Source organism: Bradyrhizobium rifense (assembly GCF_008123425.1).
Taxonomy (GTDB): Bacteria; Pseudomonadota; Alphaproteobacteria; order Rhizobiales; family Xanthobacteraceae; genus Bradyrhizobium; species Bradyrhizobium rifense.
This window is the reverse complement of record NZ_VSSS01000027.1, coordinates 61,002-78,157: the sequence shown is the minus strand read 5'-3', so window position 1 is coordinate 78,157 and position 17,156 is coordinate 61,002. Positions and strand designations below refer to the sequence as shown.

Annotated in this window: 14 protein-coding genes; 13 read left to right on the top strand and 1 reads right to left on the bottom strand. The window is 64.7% G+C overall.

Annotated features, from left to right (window positions below; translation table 11 throughout):
- From FXB40_RS17795 to trmB, 5 genes are all read left to right on the top strand, one after another.
- Entirely contained in the window at positions 1 to 1,119 is a 1,119-nt protein-coding gene (locus FXB40_RS17795; protein WP_246207680.1) for a hemolysin family protein, read from the top strand.
- Complete coding sequence (lnt, locus tag FXB40_RS17790; protein ID WP_148773488.1) at positions 1,116 to 2,729, top strand: apolipoprotein N-acyltransferase; 1,614 nt, start codon at positions 1,116 to 1,118, stop codon at positions 2,727 to 2,729. Before FXB40_RS17795 ends, lnt begins: the two co-directional genes overlap by 4 nt.
- 231 nt (positions 2,730 to 2,960) lie before the next feature.
- Positions 2,961 to 3,374 (top strand): helix-turn-helix domain-containing protein, encoded by a 414-nt coding sequence (locus tag FXB40_RS17785; protein ID WP_148773487.1) that lies wholly within the window; start codon positions 2,961 to 2,963, stop codon positions 3,372 to 3,374.
- Between the two features lie 85 nt (positions 3,375 to 3,459).
- Positions 3,460 to 4,617, top strand: a complete 1,158-nt coding sequence (locus FXB40_RS17780) for a M20 family metallopeptidase (RefSeq protein WP_148773486.1) — start codon at positions 3,460 to 3,462, stop codon at positions 4,615 to 4,617.
- The gene (trmB, locus tag FXB40_RS17775; protein WP_148773485.1) at positions 4,614 to 5,324 is read left to right on the top strand and encodes a tRNA (guanosine(46)-N7)-methyltransferase TrmB; all 711 of its coding nucleotides are present in this window, start codon (positions 4,614 to 4,616) and stop codon (positions 5,322 to 5,324) included. Before FXB40_RS17780 ends, trmB begins: the two co-directional genes overlap by 4 nt.
- On the opposite strand, the gene FXB40_RS17770 is transcribed toward trmB, so the two are convergent.
- Positions 5,321 to 6,403: a DUF2336 domain-containing protein gene (locus FXB40_RS17770; RefSeq protein ID WP_148773484.1), complete on the bottom strand. Its 1,083-nt coding sequence runs from the start codon at positions 6,401 to 6,403 to the stop codon at positions 5,321 to 5,323. The genes trmB and FXB40_RS17770 overlap by 4 nt on opposite strands.
- Positions 6,404 to 6,772: 369 nt before the next feature.
- Between FXB40_RS17770 and rimP the strand changes: the two genes are divergently transcribed.
- The 8 genes from rimP to pnp all read left to right on the top strand — a co-directional run bounded on the left by rimP (position 6,773) and on the right by pnp (position 17,110).
- Positions 6,773 to 7,528 carry a ribosome maturation factor RimP gene (gene rimP / locus FXB40_RS17765; protein WP_148773483.1) on the top strand — a complete coding sequence of 252 codons (756 nt, stop codon included), beginning with the start codon at positions 6,773 to 6,775 and terminating at the stop codon, positions 7,526 to 7,528.
- Between the two features lie 2 nt (positions 7,529 to 7,530).
- The gene (gene nusA, locus FXB40_RS17760; RefSeq protein WP_148773482.1) at positions 7,531 to 9,141 is read left to right on the top strand and encodes a transcription termination factor NusA; all 1,611 of its coding nucleotides are present in this window, start codon (positions 7,531 to 7,533) and stop codon (positions 9,139 to 9,141) included.
- A gap of 23 nt (positions 9,142 to 9,164) precedes the next feature.
- On the top strand, positions 9,165 to 9,848 hold the full coding sequence (locus FXB40_RS17755; protein ID WP_148773481.1) for an RNA-binding protein: 684 nt from the start codon (positions 9,165 to 9,167) through the stop codon (positions 9,846 to 9,848).
- 69 nt (positions 9,849 to 9,917) lie between these two features.
- Complete coding sequence (infB, locus tag FXB40_RS17750; protein ID WP_148773480.1) at positions 9,918 to 12,605, top strand: translation initiation factor IF-2; 2,688 nt, start codon at positions 9,918 to 9,920, stop codon at positions 12,603 to 12,605.
- Between the two features lie 156 nt (positions 12,606 to 12,761).
- A complete protein-coding gene (gene rbfA / locus FXB40_RS17745; RefSeq protein ID WP_148773479.1) occupies positions 12,762 to 13,193 on the top strand; it encodes a 30S ribosome-binding factor RbfA in 432 nt (143 codons plus the stop codon).
- A complete protein-coding gene (truB, locus tag FXB40_RS17740; RefSeq protein ID WP_148773478.1) occupies positions 13,190 to 14,302 on the top strand; it encodes a tRNA pseudouridine(55) synthase TruB in 1,113 nt (370 codons plus the stop codon). Before rbfA ends, truB begins: the two co-directional genes overlap by 4 nt.
- A 2-nt stretch (positions 14,303 to 14,304) precedes the next feature.
- Entirely contained in the window at positions 14,305 to 14,574 is a 270-nt protein-coding gene (rpsO, locus tag FXB40_RS17735; RefSeq protein WP_008131787.1) for a 30S ribosomal protein S15, read from the top strand.
- Between the two features lie 379 nt (positions 14,575 to 14,953).
- Positions 14,954 to 17,110, top strand: a complete 2,157-nt coding sequence (gene pnp / locus FXB40_RS17730) for a polyribonucleotide nucleotidyltransferase (protein ID WP_148773477.1) — start codon at positions 14,954 to 14,956, stop codon at positions 17,108 to 17,110.
- Positions 17,111 to 17,156: the final 46 nt, after the last annotated feature.

Genomic DNA, 17,156 nt, shown 5'->3' with positions numbered 1-17,156 from the left:
ATGCCGGATTCAGAGCCTATTCACGACAATCCGCGCAACACGGCCAATCTGCCGGCCGTGGTAGCGCCCGGCGAAGTGCTGCGCCCGACAGCGGATGGCTGGCTGCTGCGCGCCATCCGCACGCTGTTCGGTTGGAAGGCCGGATCGGTGCGCGACGATCTCCAGGTCGTGCTCGATGCGACGACACCCGACGACACCGGCTTCTCCGCGGTCGAGCGCACCATGCTGCGCAACATCCTCGGCCTGCACGAGCGCCGCATCGCCGACGTCATGGTGCATCGTGCCGACATCATCGCGGTGAAGCGCGACATCCCGCTCGGCGAATTGATGGACCGTTTCGAGAGCGCGGGCCATTCGCGCCTCGTGGTCTACAACGAGACGCTGGACGACCCCGTCGGCATCGTCCACATCCGCGACCTGCTCGCCTTCATGACCGCGCGTGCGCGCGTGTCGGAGGCCACCAAGACCAAGCGCAAGAAGCCGCTGCCGGCCGGGCTCGATTTGCGCACCGTCGATCTCGCACTGCCGCTGCATGACGCGCGCATCATCCGCAAGCTGCTCTATGTACCGCCGTCGATGCGGGCGATCGATTTGCTCGCGCAGATGCAGGCGACGCGCATTCATCTGGCGCTGGTCGTCGACGAATATGGCGGCAGCGACGGGCTGGTTTCGCTCGAGGATATCGTCGAGCAGATCGTCGGCGAAATCGACGACGAGCATGACAGCGACGAGCCGCCGTCGATCGTGCGGCTGCCCGACAACGCCTTCATCGCCGATGCCCGCGCCAGCCTCGACGACGTGCGCACCGTGATCGGCGAGGACTTTGTCACCGGCGAGGCCGGCGAGGAAGTGGAGACGCTGGGCGGCTATCTCGTCAGCTTCGTCGGGCGCCTGCCGGTGCGCGGCGAGGTGATCTCGGGCCCCGGCCATTACGAGGTCGAGGTGCTCGATGCCGATCCGCGCCGCGTCAAGCGGCTGCGCATCTCGACGCGGAAGGAACGCCCGGCGCCGCGCACCCAGCGCGAGAGCCGCCGCCGCGAGGCCCCGCCCGAGAGCGGCCAGCCGCCGGCCGGCGACACGCCAACCCCGCCGCCTGCCGACGGGACCGGCCCGCAGTGAGCGCGTTCCAGCGACTTCGGCAGATTGCGCTCGCTATCATCCTGACCTGGGGGTGGAAGCGCGCGCTGCTGGCGATGGCGTGCGGCGCGCTGTCGGTGCTGGCGCTGGCCCCGTTCAATTTCTTTCCGGTGCTGTTCATCACCTTCCCCGTGATGGTCTGGCTGATCGATGGCGCCGGGGCCGGGCGATATGGCGGCGTCCCCGCCGCGGCGCTGACCGGCTACTGGTTCGGGCTCGGCTATTTCGTCCCCGGCCTCTACTGGATCGGCATCGCCTTCTTCGTCGACGCGGATGTGTTCGCCTGGCTGACGCCGTTTGCCGTGCTGGGCCTGCCGGCCTATCTCTCGATTTTCACCGCGATCGGTTTTGCGCTGGCCCGCCTGCTCTGGACCAAGGATGCCACCCGCATTCTCGCGCTCGCCGCGAGCCTCACGGTCGGCGAATGGTTGCGCGGACACGTGCTGACCGGCTTCCCCTGGAACGCCTTCGGCTATGCGCTGTCGGAGCCGCTGGCGCTGGCGCAGACCGCCTCGCTGATCGGGCAGTGGGGCATGACCTTCCTCACGGTCGCGATCTTCGCGAGCCCGGCAGTGCTGATCGACCGCACGCGCGATCGCAGCCTGGCCTGGCGCGTGCCCGCCGCGGCCATTGCGCTGCTGGTCGTGATGGGCATCTTCGGCGCCATCCGCATGGCGCTGCATCCGACCACGATGGTCGCGGGTGCCAAGCTGCGCCTGATGCAGCCGAACCTGCAGCAGGACCTGAAATTCAACTACGCCGCCAAGGCGGAGGTGATGAAGAAATATCTCGCGCTGTCGGACCGCGCCTCCGGGCCGCAATCGACAGGCGTGAGCGCTGCCACGATTTTGATCTGGCCGGAATCCGCCTTTCCGTTCTTCCTGACGCGCGAAGCCGATGCGATGGCGCAAATCGCCGAGCTGCTGCCCAAGGGCACGGTGCTGATCACCGGATCGGTCCGCGCCCCCGATCTGCCGCCGGGCACACCGATCACGCGGGCCTATAATTCGATCTACGTGATCGATCATGATGGCAGCGTGCTTGCGGTCTACGACAAGCTGCACCTGGTTCCGTTCGGCGAATATCTTCCCTACCAGGGTTTGATGGAGAAGCTCGGCTTCGAACAACTGACGCGGATGCGTGGCGGCTTCATTGCCGGCACGGTGCGGCACGTGCTGCCGGTGCCGGGCGCACCGCCCGCGCTGCCGTCGATCTGCTACGAGGCGATTTTCCCCGGCGAGGTCGGGACGCGCGACGAGCGCCCGGGCTGGATGGTGAACCTCACCAATGACGGCTGGTTCGGCATTTCGACCGGTCCGTATCAGCATCTGGAGCAGGCGCGGATGCGCGCCATCGAGCTCGGACTGCCGCTGGTCCGCTCCGCCAATACCGGCATCTCGGCCGTGATCGATCCGGTCGGACGCACGGTGGCCAGCCTCGGTCTCGGAATCGAAGGCATTTTGGATGCAAACCTGCCCACCTCAATCCCGCCCACCATCTATGCGAGAGTCGGTGACATCCCCGCAGCCATGCTCGTCGCGCTGGCTGTGATTTTGGCGGTGCGACGACGTGTTGCCAAACGGCACCCCTGATCGTGCCGTCGCTAGCGGTTTCCGGCGAGGCGGCCGGAAACCTTTGACAACCGCAGTCCCACGGTTGACAGACTGCACGCGGGCTCCCCATTCTGCACCGGCTGCACAAGACAGCGGTGCATTGCTAAATTTCTCCGCAATGTTTCCCCAATCAGGGTGAAGTTTTGACGTCGCTGTCACCTGAGGCAATACTTCTATTGCGCCGACGGTGGTGTTTGGAGGGCTGAGGAAATGTCGAAAGCGCCCAACCCTGTTGACAAATATGTCGGCAGTCGCGTGCGCATGCGCCGCATCATGTTGGGCATGAGTCAGGAAAAGCTCGGTGAAGCTTTGGGCCTGACTTTCCAGCAGATTCAGAAGTACGAGAAGGGCACGAACCGCGTCGGTGCAAGCCGAATCCAGCAGATCGCCGAGATTCTGCAGGTGCCGGTGTCGTTCCTGTTCGAGGGCGGACCGAGCGGCGTCGCCGGGCCCAACGGCTTCGCGGAAGGTGCATCGCCCTCTTATGTCTCCGACTTCCTCGCGACCTCCGAAGGGCTCGCGCTGACCAGGGCGTTCACGCGAATCACCGATTCGAAGCTGCGCCGTTCGATCGTCGATCTCGTCGAGCAGATCGCCGCCCGCGAAGGCCCGGACAAGCGCTGAGGCGCCACCTCATTCCGATTTGAGACTGCGCCAAATCTGGCCTATGTCGTCATTTGCGGGCGCTCTTCAGCGCGCCTCCGCTGAGATGATGCGATTCGAAGGCACAGATACGTACATGGCGAACTCCAATTCGTTCGATTCCCAAACTATTCTCGCTGGTATCCGCCGCTGGGTGGAGATCGAGACGCCGACGGAAGTGCCTGACCAGGTCAACAGGCTGGTCTCCGTGGTTGCCGACCATTACCGCGATCTGCCCGTCACGCTCGAACGCGTCGCCGGCGTCGATGGCTGCGGCGATCATCTCGTGGTGCGTTCGACCTGGGGTCAGGACCGGCCCGGTATCCTGGTGCTCAGCCATCTCGATACCGTTCATCCCATGGGCTTCATCCAACGCCTGCCTTTCAAGGTCGAAGGCGACAGTGCGTTCGGTCCCGGCATCTACGACATGAAGGGTGGCGCCTACATCGCCTATCACGCCTTTCGCGAGCTTTGCGCTGCGCCCGAGCGTCCGCCGCTCGGCATCACCCACATGTTCACCTCCGACGAGGAGATCGGCAGCCCGACCTCGCGCGCGCTGATCGAGGCGGAAGGGCGCAAGGCCAAATATGTGCTGGTGACGGAACCGGCGCGCGACGGCGGCAAGATCGTCACCGGACGCAAGGGCGTCGGACGATTCAAGATTTACATCAAGGGCGTGCCCGCGCATGCCGGCTCGCGGCCCGAAGACGGCCGCAGCGCCGTGCGCGAGCTCGCCAACGTGATCCAGACGCTAGAAGGGATGAACGACCTGAAGCGCGGCGTCACCGTCAATGTCGGCGTGGTGCGCGGCGGCACGCGCCCCAACGTCACGCCGGAAGAGGCCTATGCCGAAGTCGATCTGCGCGTGCCGAGCTTCAACGATGCCGAAGAATTCGTCGCCAAGATCCTCGGACTGACTTCGAAGACCGACGGCGTGACCGTCACCGTCACCGGCGAGCTCAACCGTCCTCCTTACGAGAAGGGCAACGCGGGTGCCTCGCTCTATGAGCACGCCAAGACCATCGCCGCAGAGATCGGCTTCGAGCTGATCGACACCCACACGGGCGGCGGCTCCGACGGCAATTTCACCGCGCCGTACACCGGCACGCTCGACGGGCTCGGCGTCGACGGCAAGGGCGCGCATACTCACTATGAGCAGCTCTACGTCTCCTCGCTCGAGCCGCGCGCGCGGCTGCTCCATCGCCTGTACCAGACGCTGCGATGAGCGAACGCAAATCAGATCCTGATCGCGCCGACGGCGAGCGCGCCTTCTTCGGACGGCGCAAGGGCCACAAGCTCAGGCAACACCAGGCCGAGCTGGTCGATCATCTGCTGCCGCATCTTGCGCTCGACATCACGACGGAGAGGCCGGCGGACGCCGCCGAGATCTTCGATCCCGCGGCCGAAGACATCCGGCTCGAGATCGGCTTCGGCGGGGGCGAGCATCTCGCGGCGGAAGCGCAAAACTTCACGACGACGGGCTTCATCGGCTGCGAGCCCTATGTCAACGGCATGGCAAAGATCCTTGCGCAGATCGAGGCCGCCAACATCGCCAACATCCGCTTGTTCGCCGGCGATGCCGCCGAACTGCTGGCGTGGCTCCCGGACGCCTCGCTGTCGCGGGTCGATCTGATCCACCCCGATCCCTGGCCGAAGCGGCGACACTGGAAGCGGCGCTTCGTTCAGGACCGGACGATCGTCGCGATGGCGCGCGTGCTGAAGTCGGGCGGTGAATTCCGTTTCGTCTGCGATATCGACGATTACTGCGCCTGGACGCTGTCGCATCTTGCACGCGCGCCGGACTTTCAATGGCTTGCGGAACGCGCCGATGATTTTCGTCAGCCCTGGGCCGGCTACACCATGACGCGCTATGGACGAAAAGCCGCGCGCGAAGGACGCAAGGCGGCGTACTTGCGATTTCGCCGAAGCTAGATCGTTCGCCGGTTGCGCCAGAAATTCACGACGCGCTCGGCGGTCGCCGGCATCAGGCGGGTGAAATTCGTTCGGGCTTGCTCAAGATCGGCATCGGCCGGCATGCGATGCGGCCCGTACCACATCAGGATCAGCGCGCGCACCGTGGGCCAGCCGAGATTCAGGACACGGCCGAGGATCAGGATCGGATCGTAGCGGTCGCCCGCGATCAGGCGATCGAGCATCGAAAGCCTGACGCCGGCCATCGCCGAGAGCGTGGCGACCGATTCCTCGTATTTGTGCGCCTTGGCAAAACCAAGCAGCGCGCTTTCGCCGAGATGGCCGCCGCGATGCAGGCCAAGCACCGTACGTTGCGCGGCGGAGAAATCGCGCCGCGGGCCGGGCGGCAGCTTTGCTTCCTCGATCGAAGCCATGGCGCGCTTGATCTCGACCTGGCGCGTCGGATTGACCACGCTGGACAGGCGACGGCGAATGACATCGAGCGTGCCGTCCAGGAGTTCCTTGAGATGCTCGCCGGAGAGATCTTCGCGCTGGCCGATCTTGAGCGTCAGCACGCCATCCTGGCTGGCGCGCTTGATCAGCTCCGAATAGCCACCGGCTGAGAAGATCGCACCGGCATTGCCGGCGGCGCGACGCACCACGTCGCGATCGCCGCGCTCGACCAGCACGTCGGTGATCTCAGTCGACAGGGTCGGCCGTTCGGTCATCGCCAGCAGATGGCCCTGGCCCTTCAGCCGGGCAATCTCGACGAGCGCGGCTTCATCGAGCACGGGCGAACGGCGCAGCACCGGACCCGCCACCAGGATTTCGTTTTCACGAGCGAGCTGGCCGACCAGATGAGGCGGCGCATTGTCCAGCCGCGAGAAGCGCTCGGCGAGATCGACGCGCGAGGCAAGCTCCGCATGCGGGACGAGATCGATCAGGAGATTGTCGAAGAGATCGACGAGCTCGGGACGGAGTTTTGAGGCGTCCTGAAAGAACAGCGCGGCAATGGCGCTCGCGATCTCGCCACGACGACGCGGATCGCCGCGTTTGACGATATCGTCCAGTCCGGGAATGAGCGACGTGGCAACGGTCATAAAACGCAACTCGGATTCTGGCACGCCGTGGGCGCGCCATAAGCTCAAGCCGCCCCACAACCGGGAAATTTAGGCCCGTTTCGTGAAAGAAGCGTTGCTCCCGGGGGGCCTGCCGGGTCGCAAAAAGCCCGCATCCGGCTGCGATGGGCCTTGTCCGGGCAGGCGGAAAGGGCTATATCAGCGCCAATTCATCTTCTCATACGATCCGCGTAGTGAGAGTGGGCCCGAAAGGACCCGCTCTTTTTTATTACCTGAACGCGGCTTGGCGGAAGATGCGGCCCGACGGAGTGTCGGGAAAGTTCCGAAGCGGGCTTTGACGTTTTAACCAAGCCTTAACCATCGAGACTATCGAGCGCCTTGACCCCTGATATGACCGAACCGAACACTGGTTCCACCGATGCCGAGTTGCTGGCCGAGCCGAGGCTCGTGGTCGAGCCGGGCGCGGCGGCGCGGGTGTCTGCGGTCGCGGCTCCGGTGCTCGAGGGCATGGGTTATCGCCTGGTGCGGATCCGTATTTCCGGGGAATCCGGCTGCACCGTGCAGATCATGGCCGAGCGGCCGGACGGCTCGATGCAGCTCGAGGATTGCGAGGCGATCTCAAGGGCGCTGTCGCCCGTGCTCGACGTCGCCGACCCCATCGATCGCGCCTATCGGCTGGAGATCTCCTCGCCGGGGATCGACCGTCCGCTGGTGCGCCGCTCCGATTTCGAGCGCTATTCCGGCTATTTGGTGAAGATCGACATGGCGGTCGCCCATGAGGGGCGCAAGCGGTTCCGTGGCACGCTCGGTGCTGTCGAAGGCGACCGCGTGCATCTGCATCGCGACGACGCCAAGCCGAACGACGATGCCAACGTGCTCCTGACGATGGAGGATATCGGCGAGGCACGGCTGGTGCTGACCGATGAGCTGATCGCGGAATCCATGCGCCGCGGCAAGGCCGAGGAGCGCAAGATGCGCCGCGATCTCGGCATCGCGCCGCCGCAGGCACCGCACGCGGAGATCAGTGCGAAGACCACCAAGAACACCAAGCCGAAAAAGAAGCCGGCTCCGGCCAATACGAAGAAACATCGCCTTGCTGCCGAACGTGCGCGGCGCGGCGAGATCGAGCCTGACGAAGGAGACTAGCCATGGCAGTCAGCGCCAATCGACTTGAATTGCTCCAGATCGCCGACGCCGTCGCCCGCGAGAAATCGATCGACCGTGGCATCGTCATCGCGGCGATGGAAGATGCCATCGCCAAGGCCGCGCGGGCCCGTTACGGCAGCGAGACTGACGTTCACGCCGAGATCGACCCGAAGAAGGGCGAGCTGCGGCTGTCGCGCCACATGCTGGTGGTCGAGAAGGTCGAGAACCACTCCAACCAGATTTCGCTGGTCGATGCGCAGCGCGCCAATCCCGGCGCCCAGGTCGGCGACACCATCGCCGACACCCTGCCGCCGCTGGAATACGGCCGCATCGCCGCGCAATCGGCCAAGCAGGTGATCGTGCAGAAGGTGCGCGAGGCCGAGCGTGACCGGCAATACCAGGAATTCAAGGACCGCATCGGCGACATCGTCAACGGCGTCGTCAAGCGCGTCGAATATGGCAGCGTCATCGTCGATCTCGGCCGCGGTGAAGCCATCATCCGCCGCGACGAGATGCTGCCGCGCGAAGTGTTCCGCAACGGCGACCGCGTCCGCGCCTACATTTTCGACGTCCGCCGCGAGACCCGCGGTCCGCAGATATTCCTGTCCCGCACCCATCCCCAGTTCATGGCAAAGCTGTTCGCGCAGGAAGTGCCTGAGATCTATGACGGCATCGTCGAGATCAAGGCGGTCGCCCGCGATCCGGGCTCGCGCGCGAAAATCGGCGTGATTTCCCGCGATTCCTCCGTCGATCCGGTCGGCGCCTGCGTCGGTATGCGCGGCTCGCGCGTGCAGGCCGTCGTGAACGAACTGCAGGGCGAGAAGATCGACATCATTCCCTGGTCGCCCGACATCGCGACCTTCGTGGTCAACGCGCTGGCGCCGGCCGAAGTCTCCAAGGTCGTCATCGACGAAGACCGCGAACGCATCGAGGTCGTGGTGCCCGACACCAACAACCAGCTTTCGCTCGCGATCGGCCGCCGCGGCCAGAACGTCCGTCTCGCCTCGCAGCTCACCGGCTGGGACATCGACATCCTGACCGAGCAGGAGGAATCGGAGCGCCGCCAGGCCGACTTCGAGAACTCCACCCGCGTTTTCATGGAATCGCTCAATGTCGACGAAGTCGTCGGCCAGCTGCTCGCGTCCGAGGGCTTCACCTCGGTCGAGGAACTCGCGATGGTCGATCTCAAGGAGCTCGCCGGAATCGAGGGTTTTGACGAGGAAACCGCGCAGGAACTGCAGACCCGTGCCCGCGAATATCTCGATCAGCAGGAAGCCGAGATCGAGGCCCGCCGCAAGGAACTCGGCGTCGAGGACGCCGTCAAGGACGTGCCCGGCGTCACGTCGAAGATGCTGGTGAAGTTCGGCGAGAACGACATCAAGTCGGTCGAGGACCTCGCCGGCTGCGCCACCGACGATCTGGTCGGCTGGACCGAGCGCAAGGAAGGCGGCGAGCAGACCAAATTCGCCGGCGCGCTCGATGGCCTCGGCGTCTCCCGCGATGATGCGGAAGCCATGATCATGCAGGCCCGCGTCAAGGCCGGCTGGATCACCGAGGCTGACCTCGCCAAGCCGGCCGAAGAGGCTGAGGCGGCCGAAGATCAGCCGGCTTAAGGGCAAAGGAGAATGTCGCCCGGATGCTTGCCAGCATTGACAACGAACTCGACCATGGACCGCGGACCGAAAGGTCCGCGACCATGCGCATGTGCGCTGTCAGCCGCGAGGTCCGGCCGATCGACGAGCTGATCCGCTTCGTCGTCTCGCCGCAAGGCGACATAGTTCCCGATCTCAAGCGTAAATTGCCCGGACGGGGCATGTGGGTCACGGCATCGCGACAGGTGGTTGCGGAAGCCGTCCGTCGTCACCAATTTACTAAAGCCTTCAAGCGCGATCTGCGCATTCCCCAGACGCTTCCCGCCGACATCGATGCGCTCCTGGTTCGGAGCGTGACCGAAGCCCTTGGGATTGCCGCCAAGGCGGGCCAGATCGTTGCCGGCTTCGGCAAGGTCGAAAGCGCCCTGCGGGAAGGCACGGTCGAGGTCCTGATCCACGCCAGCGACGGGGCCGCGGACGGAATCCGCAAATTGGACATGCTGGCGCGTCAAAATGCCGGAAATCGCGGTGCCGAGCCGCAGATTCCCGTCGTCACGGCCCTGAAATCGATAGAATTGGATTTGGCACTTACCCGGTCAAATGTGATACATGCTGCCCTGCTCGCGGGCCCGGCGAGCAAGTCATTCCTGTCACGTAGCCAGATGCTGGTCCGATACCGGATGGCGGACGCTGACAAGACTGCCGAAAAGCCCGGCCAGGATTTCTGAAGATAACGACGACCCAATAGGACGGTGCGGCAACGCACAACACTGATAAATCAGGATTAGGACTGCTGAATGGTTGATACCAAGACCCCTGACGACAAGAAGCTGAGCGTTCCGAGCAAGACGCTATCGCTCAAGCCGCGCGTCGAAACGGGCACTGTGCGCCAGAGCTTCAGCCATGGCCGCAGCAAGCAGGTCGTGGTCGAGAAGCGTGGCAAGCGCCGTATCGACGGTAGCCCTGAGCCGCAGGCGCCGACGGTTGTTGCAAAGCCGGCACCGGCTGCACCTGCGCCCGCCCCGTCACGCCCGGCACCGCCGCGCAACGCCGGTTCCGGCGTGGTGCTGCGCACGCTCACCGAGGACGAACGTTCCGCGCGCGCCAGCGCGCTCGCGGACGCCAAGGTGCGCGAAGTCGAAGAGCGCCGCCAGGCCGAGGAAGAGGCCCAGCGCCGCACCGTTCGCGAGGCCGCCGAGCGCGCCGAGCGCGACGCCGCCGAATCCCGCCGCAAGGCCGAGGAAGAGCGCCACCGTCACGAGGACGAGGCCAAGCGCAAGGCCGAGACCGAAGCCAAGAAGCGTTTTGGCGAAGGCGAGCAGGCAGCATCGGCCGCGCGTCCCGCGGCAACCGCCGCCCCGGCGACCAGCGCTCCGCGTCCCGCGCCGACCACGACGCGACCGGGAGCGACGACGACCGCTCGCCCGGCCACCACCACCACGGCGCGGCCGGGTGTTCCGGCGGCTCGTGCCCCCGGTGTCGCAGCCGGACCGGACGAAGATGACGGTCCGCGCCAGATCCGTCGCGGCCCCGGCGGCGCCGCGCGTCCTGTGGTCGCGCCCAAGCCGACCCATAAGCCTGGCCCACAGAAAGAGCGTGGCCGACTGACCGTCGTCACCGCGCTCAACGCCGACGAGGTGCGCGAGCGCTCGATCGCCTCGTTCCGTCGCCGCACCCAGCGCCTGAAGGGCCACGTCTCGAACGAGCCGAAGGAAAAGCTGATCCGCGAGGTGATCATTCCGGAAGCGATCACCATCCAGGAACTCGCCAACCGCATGGCCGAGCGCGCGGTCGATGTCATCCGCATGCTGATGAAGCAGGGCGCGATGCACAAGATCACCGACGTGATCGACGCCGACACCGCGCAGCTGATCGCCGAAGAGCTCGGCCACACCGTTAAGCGCGTTGCCGCGTCCGACGTTGAGGAAGGCCTGTTCGACGCCACCGACGATTCCACCGATACCGAGACGCGCTCGCCTGTGGTGACCGTGATGGGTCACGTCGACCACGGCAAGACTTCGCTGCTCGACGCGCTCCGACATGCCAACGTGGTGTCCGGCGAAGCCGGCGGCATCACCCAGCATATCGGCGCTTATCAGGTGCTGTCGCCCGAGAGCGGCAAGAAGATCACCTTCATCGACACGCCCGGCCACGCCGCGTTCACCGCGATGCGCGCCCGTGGCGCCAAGGTCACCGATATCGTCGTGCTGGTGGTCGCGGCCGATGACGGCGTGATGCCGCAGACCGTCGAAGCCATCAACCACGCCAAGGCGGCGCGGGTGCCGATCATCGTTGCCATCAACAAGATCGACAAGCCCGATGCCCGGCCCGAGCGCGTCCGCACCGAGCTGCTCCAGCACGAGGTGCAGGTGGAATCCTTCGGCGGCGACGTCGTCGACGTCGAAGTGTCCGCCAAGAACAAGACCAATCTCGACAAGCTGCTCGAGATGATCGCGCTTCAGGCCGACATCCTCGACCTGAAGACCAATTCGGAGCGTCCGGCCGAAGGCACCGTGATCGAAGCCAAGCTCGATCGCGGCCGTGGTCCGGTCGCGACCGTGCTGGTCCAGCGCGGCACGCTTCGGGTCGGTGACATCATCGTCGCCGGCGCCGAAATGGGCCGTGTCCGCGCGCTGATCTCGGATCAGGGCGAGACGGTGCAGGAAGCCGGCCCCTCGGTGCCGGTCGAAGTACTCGGCTTCAACGGTCCGCCGGAAGCCGGCGATCGTCTCGCGGTCGTCGAGAACGAAGCCCGCGCCCGCCAGGTCACGAGCTACCGCGCGCACCAGAAGCGCGAGAACGCGGCTGCCTCGATCTCCGGCATGCGCGGCTCGCTCGAGCAGATGATGTCGCAATTGAAGACGGCGGGCCGCAAGGAATTCCCGCTGATCATCAAGGCCGACGTGCAGGGCTCGCTGGAAGCGATCCTCGGCTCGCTGGAGAAGCTCGGCACCGACGAAGTCGCAGCCCGCATCCTGCATGCCGGCGTCGGCGGCATCTCGGAATCCGACGTGACGCTCGCGGAAGGCTTTAACGCCGCGATCATCGGCTTCTCGGTTCGTGCGAACAAGGAAGCGGCTGCGGCCGCCAAGCGCAACGGCATCGAGATCCGCTACTACAACATCATCTACGACCTCGTGGACGACGTGAAGAAGGCGATGAGCGGCCTGCTCGCGCCGACCTTGCGCGAAACCATGCTGGGCAATGCTTCGATCCTGGAGATCTTCAACATCTCCAAGGTCGGCAAGGTTGCCGGCTGCCGCGTCACCGACGGCACCGTGGAACGCGGCGCCAATGTGCGCCTGATCCGCGACAACGTCGTCGTGCACGAAGGCAAGCTGTCGACGCTGAAGCGCTTCAAGGACGAAGTGAAGGAAGTCCAGTCCGGTCAGGAATGCGGCATGGCCTTCGAGAACTATCACGACATGCGTGCCGGTGACGTGATCGAGTGTTATCGCGTGGAGACGATCCAGCGCTCCCTGTAAGTCCAAATCTTACCGAAGCGCCCGGATCTTTTTGAGCTGAAATTGCGGGAGTGCGATGGCCGGATTTTTTCCGGCCATCCACGCCTCATTCGTTCCAACAGGACAAATGACAATGCTCGTGTCCCAAACGCGGGCACGACGAGGTGATTTTCGACTATGCCGCGCCATCATCAGAAGAAAAGTTCCGTGCCCGGCGGCTCGCAGCGTCAGCTGCGCGTCGGCGAGCAGGTTCGCCACGCGATAGCCGAGATTCTGGCGCAAGGCGGTGTGCATGATGCGGACCTCGAAGGTCACATCATCACCGTGCCGGAGGTGCGGATGTCGCCCGACCTGAAGCTCGCGACAATCTACGTGATGCCGCTTGGTGGCCGCGACACCGAGCTCGTCATCACTGCGCTCGATCGCAACAAGAAATTCCTGCGCGGCGAAGTCGCGCGGCGCGTTAACCTGAAATTTGCACCTGACCTTCGCTTCCGCGTCGACGAACGATTCGACGAGGCGGAACGGATCGAGAAGCTTTTGCGAACACCTGCGGTGCAGAAGGACCTGGAACAGGATCCGGACTCGGATCGGGAAGAAGAACAATGATGATGGACCCGGCTCACGGCACGATCGGCAGCGAAGAGGCCGATACGCGCGACCTGCAGAAAAATAATTTTGCAGATGCCGATGCTCAGCCGCATCAGGAGGCGCGTCGCGTCAACAACGATCCGCGCGCCAATAAGCAGAAGGGCAATCAGCCGCGCCGCGACCGGCGCGACGTGCACGGTTGGGTCGTGCTCGACAAACCGATCGGGATGACCTCGACGCAAGCCGTGGCCGTGCTCAAGCGTCTGTTCAACGCCAAGCGCGCCGGCCACGCCGGCACGCTCGACCCGCTCGCCTCGGGCGGTCTTCCGATTGCGCTCGGCGAAGCCACCAAGACGGTTCCCTTCGTCATGGACGGCCGCAAGCGCTACCGCTTCACCGTGTGCTGGGGGGCGGAGCGCGACACCGACGACATCGAAGGCCAGGTCACCGCGACCTCGGACCAGCGCCCGACCCGTGAGGCCATCGAAGCCCTCTTGCCCCGTTTCACCGGGGTGATCGAGCAGGTTCCGCCGCGCTATTCGGCGATCAAGGTCCAGGGCGAGCGGGCCTATGACCTTGCCCGTGACGGCGAAATCGTGGAACTGGCGCCCCGCCCGGTCGAAATTCACCATTTAACCCTTGTTGATCAACCGGATAACGACCGGGCCGTGTTCGAGGCCGAGTGCGGCAAGGGTACCTATGTCCGGGCGCTCGCCCGCGATATGGGCCGGATTCTGGGCACTTTCGGCCATATCTGCGCGCTGCGGCGGACCCTGGTCGGCCCGTTTGGCGAAAATGACATGATTCCACTGGATCAGCTGGAGGCTTTGTGCGATAGAGCCGCGTCCGGCGAGGGAAGCCTCGCCGACGCGCTGATGCCCGTTGAGACCGCGCTGGACGACATCCCGGCACTGGCCGTCACTCGGGCTGATGCGGCAAGGCTCCATCGGGGCCAGGCCGTTTTGTTGCGCGGACGGGATGCGCCCACAAGTAGCGGCACAGTCTATGTCACGGTAGCAGGCCGTCTTTTGGCGCTTGCTGAAGTCGGCAACGGCGAAATCATCCCCAAGCGTGTGTTCAACCTGACCGGCTTGACTGCCTCAACCGGTCGCAACGAGAGAAATTGACGATGTCGATTGCCGCAGAACGCAAAGCGGAAGTCATCAAGACGAATGCCAACAAGGCCGGCGACACCGGCTCGCCAGAGGTTCAGGTCGCGATCCTGTCGGAACGCATCAACAACCTGACCAACCATTTCAAGACCCACGTGAAGGACAACCATTCGCGTCGTGGTCTCTTGAAGCTGGTCTCGACTCGCCGTTCGCTGCTCGACTACCTCAAGAAGAGGGACGAGGCGCGGTACAAGGCGCTGCTCGAGAAGCACAACATTCGTCGCTAAGAGTTCTTGCGCGCGCCACCGGCGCGCGTTTTTGCGCGTGATTTCGAGCGAAAGCGCTTATTTTAAGGTTTTTGATCGAGGCTCACGCGTACGTCCGGTGCGGGCCAAATGTTGCTTCGCATCCGGGGGCACGATGAGCGAAGACCGCGGTTCGGTGTTCGCGCGCGTGCCGACTGACAGTCCAGCAGCAATCCGGCGGCTGGGCGCAACGGGCAAGGTGCCCGTATGACCCGAAAGGATGGACGCCATCCGACATCCAAAAACCATGGCAGGATCGCAGGACGCTGATCGCCCGCTCCGATCAGCGTCCTGCAATCTTGGCATGGTTTTTGTTTTTCGAGCCGTCCCTTCTTTCGAGAAACCATGAAAGAAGACTTCTATGTTCAATAAGCATTCAGTCGAGATCGACTGGGGCGGACGCCCTCTCAAGCTCGAAACCGGCAAGATCGCGCGTCAGGCCGACGGCGCCGTCCTCGCCACCTATGGCGAGACCGTGGTGCTCGCCACCGTCGTCGCTGCGAAGTCGCCGCGTGAAGGCGTCGACTTCCTGCCGCTGACCGTCGACTACCAGGAAAAGACCTACGCAGCTGGCCGCATTCCCGGCGGCTATTTCAAGCGCGAGGGCCGTCCGACCGAGAAGGAGACGCTGGTCTCCCGTCTGATCGACCGTCCGATCCGTCCGCTGTTCGTCGACGGCTGGCGCAACGAGACCCAGGTGATCGCCACCGTGCTGTCGCACGACATGGAGAACGATCCCGACATCGTCGCGCTGGTGGCCTCCTCGGCCGCGCTGACCCTGTCCGGCGCGCCCTTCAAGGGCCCGATTGGCGCTGCCCGCGTCGGCTTCGCCAATGACGAGTTCATCCTCAACCCGACGCTCGACGAGATGGTCGACACCCAGCTCGACCTCGTCGTCGCCGGCACCGCTGACGCCGTGCTGATGGTGGAATCGGAAGCCAAGGAGCTGAACGAAGACATCATGCTCGGTGCCGTGATGTTCGGTCACCGGCACTTCCAGCCGGTCATCAACGCGATCATCGAGCTCGCCGAGAAGGCCGCCAAGGAGCCGCGCGAAGTCACCGTCATCGACAATTCCGCGCTCGAAAAGGAAATGCTCGGCCTCGTCGAGCAGGAGCTGCGCGCCGCCTACGCCATTCCGGTCAAGCAGGATCGCTACGCCGCGGTCGGCAAGGTCAAGGAAAAGGTGATCGCCCACTATTTCCCCGAAGGGCAGGAGCCGAAATACGACAAGCTGCGCATCGGCGCCGTGTTCAAGGAGCTCGAGGCGAAGATCGTTCGCTGGAACATCCTCGACACCGGCAAGCGCATCGACGGCCGTGACTCAAAGACCGTGCGCAACATCATCGCCGAAGTCGGCGTGCTGCCCCGCGCTCACGGTTCGGCGCTGTTCACCCGCGGCGAGACCCAGGGCCTGGTCGTGACCACGCTCGGCACCGGCGAGGACGAGCAGTACATCGACGCGCTGTCGGGAACGTACAAAGAGACGTTCCTGCTGCACTATAACTTCCCTCCCTACTCGGTCGGTGAGACCGGCCGCCTCGGCGGCACCAAGCGCCGCGAGATCGGCCACGGCAAGCTTGCCTGGCGCGCGATCCACCCGGTGCTGCCGCCGCATCACGAGTTCCCGTACACGATCCGCGTGGTCTCCGAGATCACCGAGTCCAACGGCTCCTCGTCGATGGCTTCGGTGTGCGGCGCCTCGCTCGCACTGATGGACGCCGGCGTGCCGTTGAAGCGGCCGACCGCGGGCATCGCGATGGGCCTGATCCTCGAAGACAAGCGCTTCGCGGTTCTCTCGGACATCCTCGGTGACGAGGACCATCTCGGCGACATGGACTTCAAGGTTGCCGGCACGGAAGCGGGCATCACCTCGCTCCAGATGGACATCAAGATCGAGGGCATCACCGAGGAGATCATGAAGGTCGCGCTCGGCCAGGCCAAGGACGGGCGTATCCACATCCTCGGCGAGATGGCGAAGGCGCTCACCAACGCCCGCGCCGAGCTCGGCGAATACGCGCCGCGCATCGAGACCTTCAAAATCGCCACCGACAAGATCCGCGAAGTGATCGGCACCGGCGGCAAGGTGATCCGCGAGATCGTCGAGAAGACCGGCGCCAAGGTCAACATCGAGGACGACGGCACCGTGAAGGTCGCCTCCTCCGACGGCGAGGCGATGAAGGCCGCTATCAAGTGGATCAAGTCGATCGCGTCCGATCCGGAAGTCGGCCAGATCTATGACGGCACCGTCGTCAAGGTGATGGAGTTCGGCGCCTTCGTGAACTTCTTCGGCTCCAAGGACGGTCTCGTCCACATCAGCCAGCTCGCTTCGGCGCGCGTGCAGAAGACCTCCGACGTCGTCAAGGAAGGCGACAAGGTCAAGGTCAAGCTGCTCGGCTTCGACGATCGCGGCAAGACCCGCCTGTCGATGAAGGTCGTCGACCAGACCACCGGCGAAGACCTCGAAGGCAAGGGCGGCGACGGCGAGAAGGCCCCGCGCGAAGCGGCCGGCGAGTAATCGCTCCGCGACCCCAGATACACGAAGGGCGGCCTCGCGGCCGCCC

What these genes read in the sequence shown, in the direction of transcription:
- FXB40_RS17795 (WP_246207680.1), top strand. Translation starts at nt 1, where the DNA reads ATGCCGGATTCAGAGCCTATTCACGACAATCCGCGCAACACGGCCAAT.
- FXB40_RS17785 (WP_148773487.1), top strand. Translation starts at nt 2,961, where the DNA reads ATGTCGAAAGCGCCCAACCCTGTTGACAAATATGTCGGCAGTCGCGTG.
- FXB40_RS17780 (WP_148773486.1), top strand. Translation starts at nt 3,460, where the DNA reads ATGATGCGATTCGAAGGCACAGATACGTACATGGCGAACTCCAATTCG.
- trmB (WP_148773485.1), top strand. Translation starts at nt 4,614, where the DNA reads ATGAGCGAACGCAAATCAGATCCTGATCGCGCCGACGGCGAGCGCGCC.
- FXB40_RS17770 (WP_148773484.1), bottom strand. Translation starts at nt 6,403, where the DNA reads ATGACCGTTGCCACGTCGCTCATTCCCGGACTGGACGATATCGTCAAA.
- rimP (WP_148773483.1), top strand. Translation starts at nt 6,773, where the DNA reads ATGACCGAACCGAACACTGGTTCCACCGATGCCGAGTTGCTGGCCGAG.
- nusA (WP_148773482.1), top strand. Translation starts at nt 7,531, where the DNA reads ATGGCAGTCAGCGCCAATCGACTTGAATTGCTCCAGATCGCCGACGCC.
- FXB40_RS17755 (WP_148773481.1), top strand. Translation starts at nt 9,165, where the DNA reads ATGCTTGCCAGCATTGACAACGAACTCGACCATGGACCGCGGACCGAA.
- infB (WP_148773480.1), top strand. Translation starts at nt 9,918, where the DNA reads ATGGTTGATACCAAGACCCCTGACGACAAGAAGCTGAGCGTTCCGAGC.
- rbfA (WP_148773479.1), top strand. Translation starts at nt 12,762, where the DNA reads ATGCCGCGCCATCATCAGAAGAAAAGTTCCGTGCCCGGCGGCTCGCAG.
- truB (WP_148773478.1), top strand. Translation starts at nt 13,190, where the DNA reads ATGATGATGGACCCGGCTCACGGCACGATCGGCAGCGAAGAGGCCGAT.
- rpsO (WP_008131787.1), top strand. Translation starts at nt 14,305, where the DNA reads ATGTCGATTGCCGCAGAACGCAAAGCGGAAGTCATCAAGACGAATGCC.
- pnp (WP_148773477.1), top strand. Translation starts at nt 14,954, where the DNA reads ATGTTCAATAAGCATTCAGTCGAGATCGACTGGGGCGGACGCCCTCTC.